Source organism: Myxosarcina sp. GI1(2024), assembly GCF_053543375.1.
The window spans coordinates 332264-347816 of the sequence record NZ_JBKGTY010000003.1 but is presented as its reverse complement, the minus strand read 5'-3'; the positions used below and the strand labels follow the sequence as shown (position 1 = coordinate 347816).

General features: G+C 42.8%; 16 protein-coding genes and 1 tRNA gene. 10 read left to right on the top strand and 7 right to left on the bottom strand.

Annotated elements, in window-relative coordinates; translation table 11 throughout:
• The first annotated feature begins 223 nt into the window (after nucleotides 1–223).
• The 3 genes from ACLFKQ_RS15210 to ACLFKQ_RS15200 all read left to right on the top strand — a co-directional run bounded on the left by ACLFKQ_RS15210 (nucleotide 224) and on the right by ACLFKQ_RS15200 (nucleotide 5389).
• On the top strand, nucleotides 224–1579 hold the full coding sequence (locus tag ACLFKQ_RS15210; RefSeq protein WP_449000646.1) for an efflux RND transporter periplasmic adaptor subunit: 1356 nt from the start codon (nucleotides 224–226) through the stop codon (nucleotides 1577–1579).
• Between the two features lie 68 nt (nucleotides 1580–1647).
• Nucleotides 1648–2121, top strand: coding sequence for a DoxX family protein (locus ACLFKQ_RS15205; RefSeq protein ID WP_449000645.1), 474 nt, complete (start codon nucleotides 1648–1650; stop codon nucleotides 2119–2121).
• An 85-nt stretch (nucleotides 2122–2206) separates the two neighbouring features.
• Nucleotides 2207–5389, top strand: coding sequence for an efflux RND transporter permease subunit (locus tag ACLFKQ_RS15200; RefSeq protein WP_449000644.1), 3183 nt, complete (start codon nucleotides 2207–2209; stop codon nucleotides 5387–5389).
• A 302-nt stretch (nucleotides 5390–5691) separates the two neighbouring features.
• Here the strand turns inward: ACLFKQ_RS15200 and ACLFKQ_RS15195 are convergent, their stop codons facing one another.
• Together ACLFKQ_RS15195 and ACLFKQ_RS15190 are read right to left on the bottom strand one after the other, a co-directional pair.
• A complete protein-coding gene (locus tag ACLFKQ_RS15195; protein ID WP_449000643.1) occupies nucleotides 5692–5865 on the bottom strand; it encodes a hypothetical protein in 174 nt (57 codons plus the stop codon).
• Nucleotides 5866–5933: 68 nt separating this feature from the next.
• Nucleotides 5934–6005 (bottom strand) — tRNA-Asn (locus tag ACLFKQ_RS15190).
• Nucleotides 6006–6198: 193 nt separating this feature from the next.
• On the opposite strand from ACLFKQ_RS15190, the gene ACLFKQ_RS15185 reads away from it, so the two are divergent.
• Nucleotides 6199–6684, top strand: a complete 486-nt coding sequence (locus ACLFKQ_RS15185) for a hypothetical protein (protein ID WP_449000642.1) — start codon at nucleotides 6199–6201, stop codon at nucleotides 6682–6684.
• Nucleotides 6685–6735: 51 nt separating this feature from the next.
• Here the strand turns inward: ACLFKQ_RS15185 and rimM are convergent, their stop codons facing one another.
• From rimM to ACLFKQ_RS15165, 4 genes are all read right to left on the bottom strand, one after another.
• On the bottom strand, nucleotides 6736–7389 hold the full coding sequence (gene rimM / locus ACLFKQ_RS15180) for a ribosome maturation factor RimM (protein WP_449000641.1): 654 nt from the start codon (nucleotides 7387–7389) through the stop codon (nucleotides 6736–6738).
• Nucleotides 7386–8660: a valine--pyruvate transaminase gene (locus ACLFKQ_RS15175; RefSeq protein ID WP_449000640.1), complete on the bottom strand. Its 1275-nt coding sequence runs from the start codon at nucleotides 8658–8660 to the stop codon at nucleotides 7386–7388. Before ACLFKQ_RS15175 ends, rimM begins: the two co-directional genes overlap by 4 nt.
• 150 nt (nucleotides 8661–8810) lie before the next feature.
• Nucleotides 8811–9494: a DUF4335 domain-containing protein gene (locus ACLFKQ_RS15170; RefSeq protein WP_449000639.1), complete on the bottom strand. Its 684-nt coding sequence runs from the start codon at nucleotides 9492–9494 to the stop codon at nucleotides 8811–8813.
• A gap of 1 nt (nucleotide 9495) precedes the next feature.
• Nucleotides 9496–10125, bottom strand: coding sequence for a DUF3038 domain-containing protein (locus ACLFKQ_RS15165; RefSeq protein ID WP_449000638.1), 630 nt, complete (start codon nucleotides 10123–10125; stop codon nucleotides 9496–9498).
• 185 nt (nucleotides 10126–10310) lie between these two features.
• On the opposite strand from ACLFKQ_RS15165, the gene ACLFKQ_RS15160 reads away from it, so the two are divergent.
• From ACLFKQ_RS15160 to pdhA, 5 genes are all read left to right on the top strand, one after another.
• The gene (locus ACLFKQ_RS15160; RefSeq protein WP_449000637.1) at nucleotides 10311–10829 is read left to right on the top strand and encodes an adenine phosphoribosyltransferase; all 519 of its coding nucleotides are present in this window, start codon (nucleotides 10311–10313) and stop codon (nucleotides 10827–10829) included.
• 268 nt (nucleotides 10830–11097) lie between these two features.
• A complete protein-coding gene (locus ACLFKQ_RS15155; RefSeq protein ID WP_449000636.1) occupies nucleotides 11098–11976 on the top strand; it encodes an SDR family oxidoreductase in 879 nt (292 codons plus the stop codon).
• Nucleotides 11977–12010: 34 nt separating this feature from the next.
• Entirely contained in the window at nucleotides 12011–12454 is a 444-nt protein-coding gene (gene ruvX, locus ACLFKQ_RS15150) for a Holliday junction resolvase RuvX (protein WP_449000635.1), read from the top strand.
• 123 nt (nucleotides 12455–12577) lie between these two features.
• Complete coding sequence (gene cobO, locus ACLFKQ_RS15145; protein ID WP_449000634.1) at nucleotides 12578–13177, top strand: cob(I)yrinic acid a,c-diamide adenosyltransferase; 600 nt, start codon at nucleotides 12578–12580, stop codon at nucleotides 13175–13177.
• Nucleotides 13178–13281: 104 nt separating this feature from the next.
• Nucleotides 13282–14313, top strand: coding sequence for a pyruvate dehydrogenase (acetyl-transferring) E1 component subunit alpha (pdhA, locus tag ACLFKQ_RS15140; protein WP_449000633.1), 1032 nt, complete (start codon nucleotides 13282–13284; stop codon nucleotides 14311–14313).
• Between the two features lie 219 nt (nucleotides 14314–14532).
• Here pdhA and ACLFKQ_RS15135 read toward each other — a convergent pair whose 3' ends face one another.
• Entirely contained in the window at nucleotides 14533–14706 is a 174-nt protein-coding gene (locus ACLFKQ_RS15135; RefSeq protein ID WP_449000632.1) for a hypothetical protein, read from the bottom strand.
• A gap of 336 nt (nucleotides 14707–15042) precedes the next feature.
• On the opposite strand from ACLFKQ_RS15135, the gene ACLFKQ_RS15130 reads away from it, so the two are divergent.
• Complete coding sequence (locus tag ACLFKQ_RS15130) at nucleotides 15043–15498, top strand: Hsp20/alpha crystallin family protein (RefSeq protein WP_449000631.1); 456 nt, start codon at nucleotides 15043–15045, stop codon at nucleotides 15496–15498.
• Nucleotides 15499–15553: the final 55 nt, after the last annotated feature.

Genomic DNA, 15553 nt, shown 5'->3' with positions numbered 1-15553 from the left:
TTCTGCCCGCTGCTCTGACCGTTGGTCAACTACCAGTCAGTTCTAGGCACTGAAATCATAGAAATTATACCAGTTCGTGGCTGCAATGAATACCACTAGCAACTCGAGATTTAGGTTTTGAGCGACCGACTGACATTTTTGTGTCATATTTAGAAACTAAAGTTATAAAAAGTTAACCTAACTTAGATTTGCACTCTTATAGAACTGAATCTCAATCGAAGTCATGAAATCCACCGACACTCCCCCAAGCCACTTATCAGACTCAGAACTTGAGGTGGCAGAGCAGAAGGCAGAAAGCTCAGAAAAAACTACCAAGAGCAAACGTAAATTATCTGCATGGTTGCTAGTTATCCTAATCTTGGGAGGACCTGTGACTTTGTGGCAAATATTCACCTCTTTCTCAGAACCTACGGCACAAACCAACTCGCAAGCACCGCCTCCCAAACCAGTTGAAACTATATCCCTCACCCCTGGGACGGCAAGCAGACAAGTTAGATTACTAGGACAAGTAGAAGCAGGAGAAAGAGCGACTATCAATCCGCAAATTGATGCTACGGTACAGAGAGTTTTAGTAAAAGAAGGCGATCTCGTTACTCCGGGAATGACCGTTGCAATCCTCGATGACGCCGACTCTAGATTGGCTTTAGCAGAAGCTAAGGCAAGATTGGCACGGGAAAAGAGTAATTTAGCCAGGTTACAAGTGGGTACTCGCCCAGAGATTATTGCCCAACGGCAAGCCGAGTTAAATGCAGCTAGAGCCAGAGAGTTAGAAGCACGAGATAATTTGGAGAGAGTTTCGGACTTAACTGAAGAAGGAGCATTATCACAGAGAGCTTTAGTTGAAGCCAAAACCGCAGCCGATGCCGCAACCAGTGAGCAATTTCGTATTGCGGCCCTGTTAGCTGAAGCTCAAGCAGGACCAACTCAAGAAGAAATCGATGCCCAACGAGGTTTGGTCTCTGCCGCCCAAGCTGCAGTAGAACAAGCAGAGTTAGCCATGCAGCGTACGGAAATTAAAGCGATATTTTCTGGGATAGTTCAGTCGCGAGAGGTCGATCCTGGTGATTATGTTGAAGTTAACGATCCTGTGATAACTTTGGTGAGCGATCGCTCTTTAGATATTTTTTTAGAAATTCCCGAAACCTTAAGCGGACAAGTCGCCCCAGGTATGACAGTAAACTTAACTGCTCGCGCCCTACCTAATTGGCAACGAGAAACGGCAATTACAGGCGTAGTACCCACTGCCGATCCTGCCTCTCGCCGACGGCTAGTACGAGTCAGTTTAGATAATCCGCCCCAGGAACTGTTACCAGGTATGGCAATTCAGGCTAATTTAGCCATGCCCATTGATGCTACCAATACCTTCATCGTGCCCCGAGATGCTCTAACTAGACGGGGAAATAAATGGCTAGTGTTTGCTGTCAGTAATAACCAAGCTCGACAGTTTGAAGTAGAAACGATCGCCGATATGGGTCGAGAAGTGGTTATTGCTAATCCCGAACTGCAACCGGGACAAACAATTGTGGTTAGAGGTGGAGATGGACTGACAGATAGCGCGGCGGTGAACGTGGTTAACTAACTCGTTATTTGTTAATCGTCAATCGTCAATAGTAAATTGCCAATCGAATACCTTAAATAATTTTCATCATGTTGGAAAACGAACCTAAAACTGAGAAACGAGTTCATCTCAGATTGAGAAACAGAGATCTTGTCGCTGCCTACACGTTGCTACGAATTGTAGTAGGAATTAATTATTTCAATCATGGTGCAACCAGGATTTTTAATATTCCTGGCTTTATAGATTCGATGGTAAACACTATGCAATCTTCCTGGATTCCTGAATTTTTAGTCAGAATTAATGCTGCTTTAGTACCGCCAGTAGAACTAGTTGTAGGTGTATTGATAACTATCGGTCTATTTACGCGGGGTGCTTTAATTGCCTGTTTTGTCCTGATGATCGTCCTAATGTACGGCGTTACTATAATTCAAAACTGGGATACAGCTGGCAGCCAACTGATTTACAATATCGTCTTATTTATTCTCCTTGCAGGAGTCAGTTTCGATCGCATTTCTGTAGATGCTTGGTTGAGAAGAAAAAAGCGGCGAACGACCATGGATTGATTAATCAAAGAGCTCGTTTAAAAAAATTAGCGTGACTCCTAGTTACTAATAACAAATGACAAACGACCAATAACTAACTAATAAAATGAGTTTAATCAAAACCGCCGTTCGTTGGCGACATGGCACGGGAGTATTATTTTGTTTGTTAGCCCTTTTTGGGATTTTAGCCTTATTTCAATTACCTTTAGAATTACAGCCAGGAGGCGATCGCCCAGAAATTAGTATTTCTACCTCTTATCTAGGTACTTCTCCTGCCGAAGTCGAAGATTTAGTGACTCGCCCTATCGAAGAAAGACTCGAAGAAGTCCAGGGAGTCCAGGAAATTACCAGTACCAGTCGGGCGGGTATCAGCAACATTAATATTGAGTTTAACTGGGATAGCGACATCGATCGCTCATTGGTTGATGTTCTCAATAAATTACAGCAAGTCGAAGCACTACCCACAGAAGCCGATGAGTCCGATGTAGAAGTAGTAAGCGGTAGCAGCAGTCCGATGATGTGGGTAATCTTAATCCCCAAAGAAGGTTTTGAGGCTGACGACTATCACTATCGGGATTTAGTTGATGATATAGTCGTGCCCCGTTTCCGTCAGGTACGGGGTGTGGGACAGTTTTTAGTCTCTGGCGGGAGAGAAAGGGAAGTAGAAGTGATTGTCGATCCCAAAGCTTTAGCCGATCGCAATCTTACCATTGGCGATGTAGCTGCTACCCTCCGTAATAATAACCGCGATATACGGGGCGGTCCTTTAGTCTTAGGACGTAGAGAGTATCGCGTGCGAACTGTCAGTCGTATTCAAGATGTCGAACAACTAGAAGGTTTTGTGCTGCGTCGGGATGAGTCGGGAACGGTTTATCTGGGTGATGTCGCCGAAGCGAGAATGGGTAGGGCGATACAAGATCGAGCTTTAATTAGAAATAACGAACCTGCGGTAGCTGTGGGGATTATTCGCCAAGTAGGAGGCAACGTTCCCGAAATTTCGGCAGGAATTAGAGAAGCGTTAGTAGATTTAGAAGCCAGATTCGATCGCGAGGGAGAAAGCGTAACTTTTGATATTCCCTACGATGAAAATGACTACATCGATGAATCGATCGCTTTTGTCCAAGGAAACTTGATTATTGGGGCGATTTTAGCCGCCATAGTCTTACTGTTGTTCCTGGGTTCGTTGAGGACAGTGGGGGTAATTGCGATCGCCATTCCCACGACTTTAATTACCGTTTTTATTGTCTTCTATTTATTGGGTCGTACCCTCAACGTAATTAGTTTGGCAGGGTTAGCCTTTGCAGTGGGAATGGTGGTAGATAACGCCATTGTCGTCTTAGAAAACGTCTTTACCCAGATGCAAAAAGGTAAAACTCCCATGAAAGCAGCGATCGATGGTACACAGGAAGTAGGCGGGGCGATGCTGGCTTCTACCCTAACCACCGTAGCGGTGTTTGCACCTATAGTATTGGTTACAGGAGAAGCAGGACAACTATTCTTCGATATCGGCATTGCCCTTTCCGCTTCCGTAGTGTTTTCTCTGTTTGCGGCACTCACCCTGATTCCCATGTTAGCGGGACTGTTTCTCAAACGGACAGAAGCAGAGCAAATGTTAGCCGGAAGTAACTATCGGGGTAATAATTGGTTAGAACGTGCTGTCGCCAAAACTTCGGCAATTTTTCGCCTAGGACAGAGTAAATTAGAAAGTTTTCTCTTAAAAACCGTGCGTTGGTCTTTAGGAAGAGGTAGATTAAAACGTCGCTTGCTGGTATTGGCTATTCCAATTACTTTAATTTTCATAAGTTTTCAACTGCTACCCCCTGCCGACTACCTACCAGAAGGAAATCGCAATCTAATTTTATGGCTAGCCGAACCCTTTCCAGGTACGAGTATTCCCGAAGCGATCGAACTTACTCAAGCACCGCGAGATTTTATTCGAGAACAGCCAGGAATTATGCGTACTCTTTACGTATCTCGTCCTGGGTTGCGAGCGATCGCGGGTTTTGTCGAACCAGAGTTAGCAACAGGTAACAATTTAGATGCTATAGTCAATCGTCTGCGGGAAGCCAGCGCAAATTTTCCTGGTTTTCGTTTTATGGTACCGACGCGACGCTCTATTTTTCAAGACCCTGGTAAAGAATTTGAGGTGCAGATTATTGGCGAAGACTTGGCAGAATTAGACCGACTGCAACAACAAATCATCCCACAGATCCGAGAGTTAGCAGGAATTCAAAATGTCCGTTCCGATTTCGTGACGGGTGCGCCAGAATTACAGGTAATTCCCAACCGCGAACGTCTAGCCGAAGCGAGTTTATCGGAAGCAGAAATCGGCGATATGGTACAGGCGGCTTTGGGTGGTTTGCGTGCCTCAGAATTCGTTGATGGCAAACGCGAACTAGATGTTTCTGTTGAATTACAGGATACTTTTGTCGAAACCCCCGAACAGTTGCGCCAACTGGCTATCTATAACGGTTCTGGTCAACGAGTCCAACTAGCCGACGTAGCAGAAGTTCTAGAAATTACGGGTGCAGATGCGATCAACCACGTCGATTTAGAAAGATCGATTACTCTAACCGCCAATGTCGCCAGAGAAGCACCGTTAGGCGCATTAATCGATCGCACCGATCGAGAAATCCTCGAACCCCTGCGCCAAGAATTACCCCCTGGTTTCCGCGTCGAATTAGCAGGATCGGCAGACGTTTTAGCCGAAACTCTATTCCAGTTAGGCTCTACTTTCTTACTCTCGCTAGTAATCACCTATTTACTCTTGGTCGCTCTCTATCGCTCGTTTATCTATCCCTTATTAATTATGGCAACCGTACCGATGGGCATGACAGGCGCATTACTAAGTCTAGTAATTGCTAATTCTATTCCTGGTGTGGTCGTACCTTTGGATATGATTACGGGGTTGGGTTTTGTGATTTTAACTGGAATCGTAGTTAACAACGCCATTCTCCTAGTCGATCGCGCCTTACAACTCCAAGCAGAAGGCATGGAATACGATGCTTCTCTCTATTATGCTGTAGGCGATCGCTTGCGCCCTATTTTTATGTCAGCAGGAACTAGCGTACTGGGTATGTTACCTTTAGCGATCCTTCCAGGGAAAGGCGCAGAACTCTATCAGGGTCTAGGTATTGCTTTAACAGGCGGTTTGGCTTTCTCTACTTTCCTAACTCCTACAGTAATTCTCGCTTTGATGGGATTATTACAGGATTTTAAACCAAAAAGAAGTGTAGATGAGCAAGAGCTTCAAAAAGAATCGAGGAAATTGGTATCGGATAAAAGTTAATAAAATAGTTAGCCAATACAATAAATAGTTGTCTTTATATGATGATTAGAGCAAAGCGTAAGACTCATCTATTATATTATTTATACGCTGCTATTGTATTTTATTGTAATTTAATTGATACACTGTCTCTGTTTGATTTTCCTGTGCAATGCGATCGCGCCTGACAACCCCAAGAAGAATGTATGGAATACGATGTCTCTATATGATTAATTATACTGAGTAACAATCGCTTTTTTTCTCTCTATGCTTATTTTGATTATGTGGTGAAGTGCGATCGTCGAACCAATAGCGATTCAGTAAAATTACTCTGGTTTCCAAGGCTCGATAATCTCAATACCACATTCATCAAAATCCAATATATTTCGCGTCGCTAGGGTGGCATCATGAGACAGTGCGATCGGAGCAATCTGAGCGTCAATCTGAGAAATAGGACGACCGAGTGTTCTTCTTAAAGTCGAGCTCGAACATATTGTCAATACGACACTAATTTGTTAGCGATGACAAATAGCTTAACAGTTGACAACAAAAATGGGATTAGAATTAACTCCCCAGGTAGGATTTGAACCTACGACCAATCGATTAACAGTCGACCGCTCTGCCACTGAGCTACTGAGGATTGCTTATGACAGCGATTCTTATCATAACCAAAAAAAAATAATTTGACAAGTATCTTCACGAGATATTCTATGTTTCCCAAATAGTGTAGTGTTGAGGATATCCTAGAAACTAATAGCAAATATTTGAATCGACTCGAGCTAGTTACTATCTCGAGTCGTATTATTTTCGTAATTATTTTTAAACTATAAGTAATGTTAGTGAATCGTCAGCAAAATGTATATCTTTCATTTATTTCTATCGATCTACCACTGTGGAATGTCATTGAAACCACTGCTTCTTTGTATCAACAAGATGGCGATCGCTTTCGTTTATTATTAGACCGACAAAATTTACCTTATTCTACTTTTGCTGAGACAAGCAAAAGTCCCAAAGCTGGTGAAGATGTCCCCAAAGGTTTATTTTGGCTGGAAATTTCGCCCTATCGAGTCATTTTAACCATGCAGAGCGATCGGCGCTCGAGCTATCGGCATTTTTGGGAAAAAGGGATTTATGGTGTCAGTCGGTATTGTTTGAATAGTAGTCCGCCAGCAAAATGTAATTCTCTACGGCTACGAAATTACACTCGACAGCTAATTTTAGAAGCCGATCCCTATCCTAAATTTTTGCAAATCGAATATGAATTGTGGTCGGCAAAGCTTAAGTTGGGTTCTTATATTTTGTATGTAGATATAGACTAGTAGGCAATCCCTAGAACTAGATCCCTCGTTCCCCAAAGATCCCGAGCTGCCCTAATTCTCGTCTCGATTAATTTCCAATAAGCCAGGAGGAGGACAAATTTCCAGTCGTTTATTTTTTAGATCGACGACGGGAACTATTTCCTTGACAAAAGGAATATAAACCGTAGCGGGTTTACTTTTAGCTTTAGATTTAGATTTTTTGCGTTTGCTTTTGCGGGTAATTAGGGAAGAATCGATTATCTCTGTCTGTTTTGGTTCTGGTTGGCGATGCAGCTTTACTTCTAATAAATCGTTACCGGCAGTATACATTTCTACCGTCACGCCAATTTTTTCTCCAGTAGTGCGATCGTATACTTCTAAATCGATCAAATCGGCAACGTGATATTCATCGGGAGCTAAATTAGGTTTATCCCTGCGATCTGCTAGTAGCACGTATTGACGTAACTCTTCGGCGCGATCGCGGTTGTCAATTCCTGCCAATTGGATTGCATAGAGATTTTTACCGGCAAGATAACGCCCTTTTAACAATTCCACTGCGATAATTTCTTGAGTCCGGGGATGCCGCAACCAGCGAGTTCCTGGCTTGAGAAAGCGTTCGGGAAAGTCAGAATTGGGATAGATCTTTAATTCTCCCTTCAATCCTTGAGGTGAGACGATCGTCCCCACTTCGATGAGGTGGGCGATCGCGAATTGCTCGTCATTCATAATACTGATTGGTAAATATTATCGGTGACTGCTGCCAAACGCTTCATGGCAGTAACTATTTCAGCCTCGGTTGCAGTCAAACTGAGACGCAGACACTGATGTTTGTGTTGCCAGTCTACTCGTAAGCCTGGAAAGAAACTGTTTCCAGGTACGGCAATTACTCCTTCTCGTTTGAGATGCTGATAAAATTCCCAGTCGGTTATCGGTAAATCTTTTAGCCACAGCCAAGCAAAAATTGCCCCTTCGCCGCGATGTAAAAACCAGGGTACGCTGTTGGGCATTGTCTTATCTAAGGTAGCTTCGAGAAGTTCTAACTTGTGCTCATAATGGGGACGAATAACCCGAAGCGCGATCTCGGCTAGTCGACCAGAAGCAATGGCTCTGGTGGCGATCGCCTGTCCGTAACGGGAGGAATGAATGCAGGCATTGGTTTGAAAAGATTCCAAAATTCGAATTAGCTCGGGTTCGCCAATTGCTACCCCAATTCTCTCTCCAGGTAATCCTGCTTTGGACAAACTCAAGCAGTGGATGATATTGCCGCCAAACTGAGGAGTCATGGGGGTAAAGTTGAGCGCGGGAAAAGGAGGTGCGTAAGCAGAGTCGATTAGTACCGGTACGTTATTAATTGCTGCTAAGGTAGCAATTTTTGCCACTTCATCATCGCTCAACACATTACCCGTTGGGTTACAGGGACGAGAAAAAATTACGCAGCCAGTTTCGGCAGTAATTTTTAGCTGTTTGAAGTCGGGACGATATTTAAATCGATGCAGATTCGCTTCGATTTCTAACTGCGGTTTGTAGGCGACTAAAGCTTCGGGGGATAGGCTGACTCCACCATAACCCGTGTAGTCGGGACTAAGAGGTAGAACGACCTGCTTGAGTTCTCCAGTTTCTGTATAGCCGCCAAAGGCGTTCGCTGCATAAAAATATAGCGTTTGAGAACCAGGAGAGATCAGAATGTGGCGATCACTCAAGTTCAAACCGTAGCGAGCATTAAAATCGTTTTTGACCGCTTCAATTAATTGTGGATACCCCTGAGAAGATCCGTAACGACAGACGACTTCACCGTATTCTTTACTGGCTAATAATTCCTCAGTACATTCGCGCCAGAGATTTTCTACCTCTGGAAGAATTACGGGATTACCAGCACTGAGATTGATAAATTCTCTACCACCACTATTACTCAAGGTTTCGATAATATCTTTCATGATCGCCCGAACTCCCGTAAGTTGGGACATTTGCTTGCCGAATTGAGATAGAGTGGAGTTCATGAGTTTGGGGATAATGGGGAATTGGCGAAGGAATTAAAGGTTTATTGTCAATTTTAAACTACGATTAGTAAGGGCTAATTGACAATCGGCGATCGTTGATATTTATTAATCATCGACCTCGTGTCTGAAACTTTATTCCTCTTATTCTGTTTATTCTGTTGGCGAATTTTCTGAATTAGGATTAGTTCTCGGTGGTGCGCTTTCTGGGTTTACAGGTATTGTTTCGGTAGGAGTCGCTTCTAATTCGGGTTCTCTTTCCCGCACTTCTGGAGGAGGAATTAGCCAAAAAACTGCCGCCGCTACAGCCAAACTGGCAACGCCGACAACCGCAGGAGTTACTCGATCGGCTAGGGGTTGTTCTGGTTGACGGTAACGCCTACCTACGGCTTGCAATTCTAAAGCCAGTTGGGGTAAGGTAGCGCGATCGCTTACCATTCGATCTACAGCATCTACCAGATCGAAAAACTCCACCGTAGTTAGATCGAGAGATATCGTAGCTTCGCCGCTATCTGGTGGTGGCTCAACAGTCACGCGATGTAATTCATTTTCAGTTCTAGAGATCTCGACCAGGGGATATTCTGCCTTAGTATTCTGAGGATGGGGTAAGCCACTTAAAATTTCTTGAGCATAACTACTGACAGCCTTGACTAAATTCTCGAGAAATATGCTACCGCCGCTCAGTTTGCGCTCTGAACCGATGATACACTCCGCATTAACTAAGATTACCATCGGCAATCGCCCGTCTAAAATATCAACTTTATCTTCACCAATATCTTCCAATCCCTCGAGGATTAAAGAGCAGTTGGGCAAGTCATACTGCCGCTTAATAGTCACGTCAAGCTACCTCTCCATCGAACAAACTATACCAAACTCGTTCCACGCCTCTGGTACCAGTACAAAATAACAGTTTTTGTAAGAGCGTTAAAGCTAACTCATTCAACTGTGATTCTGAGCTTAGATAAGCCGATACTTTCGCCCGACGGTAATTCATCCGACTGCGAAAATGAGCGCGAAATCTGGCAAAATATTCCGAGAGACGAAAATGATTTTCTAGCGGGAGTTGTTTGGCTCGCATTTGTTGTTCTGCAATTAACAGTTGTCTGATTAAGACCATCAAATCTTTGGCGCGATAGCTAGCTAGAATTACCAATGCTTTTGCCACATCTAAACTCAGAGAATCTCGGGTATAAGAACGCCGCCAAGGATTACTACAGCGCAAACGCCAAAGTACTACTCGATTTTTAATAATTTCTTCTATTTTTAACTGTTTTGCCGTAGCTAACATCTTTTCAGAAGCACCTAACTCTAGAGCTTCAACAGCTAATAAGAGTAAATCGATTTGTTGCTGAGTGTGAGGAGAACAACCACGCGCCGGGAGGGCAATATCGGGTAAGGAATTCAAGACTGCCGGCTTTTTGGCGATCGCTAACTGAAGATCGGATGTCGTGCTTGCAGATTGACTCATTATCAAATTAAGTCCATATTCTAAACTAAATATATTTTCTTCTTAATCGAGGATAACAAATAGTTTCTGCTGCTATGATGCCATAGCGATGGCGATCGACGTTACTCAATCGGTCGCTGGATGTAAAATCCAGCGCTGCGATTGAGCATTACTCAAAGTAGATTTACTAACTTTTATTTAGATCTATGGAACTAAAATCTTTAATTCGCGACATCCCCGATTTTCCGCAGTCAGGAATTACATTTCGAGATATTACTACTCTGCTTAAAAACCCCCAGGGTTTGCGCTTTACTATCGACACTATGGCAGAAAAATGTCGCGATCGCGGTTTGTTACCCGATTATATAGTAGGTATGGAATCACGGGGCTTTGTTTTCGCCACACCTCTAGCCTATCAACTCAATGCGGGTTTTATTCCAGTGCGTAAACCAGGGAAACTTCCTGCGGCGATTCATTATATCGAATACCAACTAGAATATGGTACGGATAAGTTAGAAGTCCATCAAGATGCCATCGAAACTGAGGCGAAAGTTCTAATCGTTGACGATTTGATTGCCACCGGTGGAACTGCCAAAGCCACCGCTGAACTGTTAGCCAAACTGGGAGCAAAAATTTTGGGATTTGCTTTTGTAATCGAGTTGACTGGTCTGGGTGGCAGGCAAAAGTTACCCGATTTACCTGTTGTTAGTTTGATTGAATATTAAACGAAGGAAGAAGTTCGAGGGAAGAGGGAAGAAGGTTATTTAAATAGTAGATTTAAACTACTATTTAAATGTAGACTTTTTATTTAGCGATTAAAAAGGGCACTTGAACCCAGTAGCTCAAAGCAAAAGTTAAATATTAGGCAATAGAAACTGGGGAATTGAACAGTTGAAAATTAACGAGCGACAGTTATTTTTCAGTTTCTTTATTTCCTCTACCAGACTTAAGATCAGATCGTACCTAGATTTTTAGCAACGCCGATAATTGTCTATGAAGAAGCTATTAGTTACTGGTGCAAGTGGTTTTTTAGGTTGGAATTTGTGTCGGGTAGCTCGATTGCACTGGCAAGTATACGGCACTTATTTTTCCCATCCAGTAGAGATATCTGAAGTCAGTTTAACCAAAATCGATCTTAGAGATTATGTCAGTCTCCAACAGCTATTTATGACAGTTAAACCCGATGGGGTAATTCACACTGCGGCGGCGGCTAAACCTGACTTCTGTCAGACTAATCCTCAAGAAACTTATACTATTAACGTTAGCGCCTCGTTAAATATCGCTCGTTTGTGTGGCGAGTTTAAGATTCCCTGTGCTTTTACTTCGACAGATTTAGTTTTCGATGGCAAAAGTTCTTTTTACAAAGAAACTGACTTTGTTTCTCCTGTTTGTTATTATGGCGAACAAAAAGTAGCAGCCGAACGAGAGATGTTAGCCATACATCCCCAGACAGTAGTTTGTAGAATGCCGTTGATGTTCGGTATGGCTTCACCCGTAGCTGCTAGTATTTTGCAGTCTATGGTTACTAAACTAAAAGTGGGAACAGAATTAAATTTATTTATCGATGAATTTCGTACTCCAACGAGCGCGACAACGGCAGCACGAGGATTATTGCTCGCTATAGAGCGACAAGTAACGGGCATACTGCATTTAGGTGGACAAGAGAGAATCTCTCGCTATGATTTTGGTTTATTGTTAGCAGATATCTTAGATGCACCGACAAGTTTGATTAAAGCTGGAAAACAAGGAGAAGTAACTCTGGCTGCCCCGCGATCGCCCGATACTTCTTTAGATAGTAGCAAGGCTTTTGCACTCGGTTATCAGCCTCTATCTTTACGAGAAGAGTTACTAAACATTGTCGAATATGTTTAACGTTGATAGTAAGAGAATAATTAAGGTAGCCGAGATGAAGAAAATTTCCGCTTTAGGATTAGATGTCGGAAAAAAACGCCTGGGAGTAGCAGGTTGTGACGGTACGGGTTTGATTGCTACTGAGTTGACTACGATTTATCGTACTTCTTGGGCAAAAGATCTCGAACAGCTCAAAGCGATCGTCGCTGCCAGAAAAGCAACCATACTGGTAATCGGTTTGCCTTATTCTTTAAATGGCACCATTGGTCCGCAAGCCGAAGAAGTACAAAAATTTGCCGAAAGAATTACTCAAGAGCTACAGTTACCCGTTGAATATGTAGACGAACGCCTGACCTCTGTAGAAGCCGAAACTCAATTAAAGACTCAAAAACGGTTTTCAACTCGCGACAAGGGAGCGATCGACCGCCGCGCCGCTGCCATAATCTTGCAACAGTGGTTGGATATGCGTCGTCGCGATCGCTATTTCACTCACTATTGATTTGTTGTGGTGAGACGACTTAAGTTTAATATGTATTCCCGCTCGAACTATGCTACAAGTTCGTCTTTTTTAGCAAGGGAACTCAAAAAACTGTATACTCTTTAACTTCAACCATTAACGACGATGAACCAAGAACGATACAAACAAAAAATGCAGCGACGCAAGGAAGTTCAAGAGCGTCGTCTGGCGGCGAAAAATAAGCAAAAAGGTTTAATTATTGTCAATACAGGTGACGGCAAGGGTAAGACTACCGCCGCTCTGGGAATGGTAATGCGATCGCTCGGACATGGTTATCGAGTGGCGATAATTCAGTTTATTAAAGGTGCCTGGGAACCGTCAGAAAAAGTAGTTTTAGCCAAATGGGAAGGGCAGTTACGCTTTCACGCTATGGGGGAAGGTTTTACTTGGGAAACCCAAGATAGAGAAAGAGATACTGAAAAAGCGATCGCAGCTTGGGAACGAGGACTAGAATATATTACCAATCCCGAATATAAGTTGGTTTTATTGGATGAAGTTAATGTGGCTCTCAAATTAGGATATTTAGATATAGAGCGAGTGCTTGCTGGTTTAGAACGAAAACCAGCAGATTCTCACGTAATTTTGACGGGCAGGGGCGCGCCAGCCGAATTGATTGAGAAAGCCGATCTCGTTACCGAAATGACTTTAATCAAACATCCTTTTCGGGAACAGGAAATTAAAGCACAGCCAGGAATTGAATTTTAAACGACAGCGCGAAAGACGAGCGATCGCTTTAACTTTGCTGTTTTCTGGAGGCTAAAGTTTTATGATTGAATATATTACTTTTTTACTCAAAAAATACAGACTATATGTGTGCCGAAAGAACTTTACCAAAATTCGATTCTAGCAGCGTCAACCTGACTAAAGAAGAGGCATTAATGCTTTACGAAGATATGGTTTTAGGACGCTCATTTGAAGATAAGTGTGCTGAAATGTACTATCGAGGCAAAATGTTTGGCTTCGTTCATCTTTATAACGGTCAGGAAGCGATATCTTCTGGAATAATCAAAGCATTGCGTTCTCGTGGCGATTATGTCTGTAGTACTTATCGCGACCACGTTCACGCTCTCAGTGCGGGAGTTCCTGCTAAAGAAGTAATGGCAGAATTATTTGGTAAGGAAACAGGCTGTAGTAAAGGAAGAGGCGGTTCGATGCATATGTTCTCTGCCGAACACGGGCTATTAGGTGGTTATGCTTTCGTAGCAGAAGGAATTCCCGTGGCTACTGGTGCGGCGTTGCAAAGCAAGTATCGTAGAGAAGCTATGGGAGATGAAGATTACGACTCAGTAACCGTTTGTTTTTTTGGCGACGGGGCGAGTAACAACGGTCAGTTTTTTGAATGCTTGAATATGGCGGCTCTCTGGAAACTGCCAATAATTTATGTGGTAGAAAATAATAAGTGGGCGATTGGGATGTCTCACTATCGCGCTGCTTCACAACCAGAAATTTACAAAAAAGCCAGCGTATTCGATATGCCTGGTTATGAGGTCGATGGTATGGATGTCTTAGCTGTCAATTCCCTAGCTAAAGAAGCGGTTGCTAGAGCGCGGGCGGGTGAAGGACCGACCTTGATTGAAGCTCTAACCTATCGCTTTAGAGGACATTCCCTTGCCGATCCCGATGAATTGCGATCGCCTGAAGAAAAAGAATTTTGGGCACAACGAGATCCAATTAAGAAATTTGCCGGTTATATTACCGAAAAAAATTTGGCTAGTACAGAAGAACTAAAAGAAATAGATAGCCGAATTTCTGCTCAAATTGAAGAAGCAGTTAAGTTTGCCGAAAGCAGTCCCGAACCCAAACCCGAAGATCTACGCCGTTATGTGTTTGCCGAAAGCTGATCTGTTGGTTAAGTAGTAAAGTAGGAAGTTGAGATATCGGGTAGACCAGATCTCGATCTGAGGCAGGAGGCAGAAGGAAAGAAAATTAAGGGGAAAAAGCGAGCGCGACTAATTGCGACTAATTAGAGGGATTTGAGATCGGAGGTCATATATTGTTCTCCTCATCACCTCCTCCCCTCTTTTTTCAGTTTTTTTGTCTTCCTCTAGTTTCTTGCGTCTTCAATCTTGGCGGCTTTGTCTTTCAATGGTCTCAATTGCCGCATTGATCGCTGCCAATCGCGCTTCTAAATCGTCCCGTATGGATTTGAGAAATTTAAGTTTACGCTGACGACGTTGTTGGGAATTAGAGTCGAAATCGTAGCAAGAATAATCTTTGAACCAAGGAAAGAACATTTCTAATCTCCTGAAGAAAAAGGAATCAGGACGAACTCGTACCAAAACCTATCTTTACTTTAAAATAATTTTCTCAATTAAACCATTGTCTCGACGGTTTTTAGCGATCGCTTGGTATTCAAGTGAAGAGTAAGTAGGTCAATTCAATTCAACAGTTTGTCATAGATAAACTAGGTACCCGAACGTAAACGGTACGGTTTTTGTTACTTCTTAGTTCGGGCAGAAATTCCACCAAATCCGAGGTATAACCGCACTTACACTTAGATTTGTAGATGACTAATATAGTAATTGAACATTAATTAAACATCACAAAAATCTACTAATTAAAGAAAAAATATGGCTTTAGTTCGTTATAATCCTTGGAAAGAAATGAATTCTTTACAACGTCAAATAGACAGTATTTTAAATGAAGTAATGGTTCCCGCATCTTTAAGAGATTTTAGTAATCTTACCAAAGTCCCTGCAGCAGAACTATCTGAAACCGAAGAGGCTTTACATCTCAAATTAGAAATTCCTGGAATTAAAGCTGCCGACTTAAATGTTGAAGTAATGGCAAAAAGCGTAGCTATTAGTGGCGAACGCAAATCTGAAACCAAATCTGAAGAGAAAGGCAAAACTCGTTCTGAATTTCATTACGGTAAATTCCAAAGAGTAATTCCTTTACCTGTCAAGATTCAAAACACCAACGTTACAGCCGAATACAAAGACGGTATCTTAAATCTAACTCTACCCAAAGCAGAGGAAGAAAAAAACAAAGTCGTTAAAGTAAATCTCAGCGAAGCTGCTGTTTAAATTAGTTAAACACGACGTATTTCTTCAAGCGATCGTAGCTTAAATAAGCGACTCA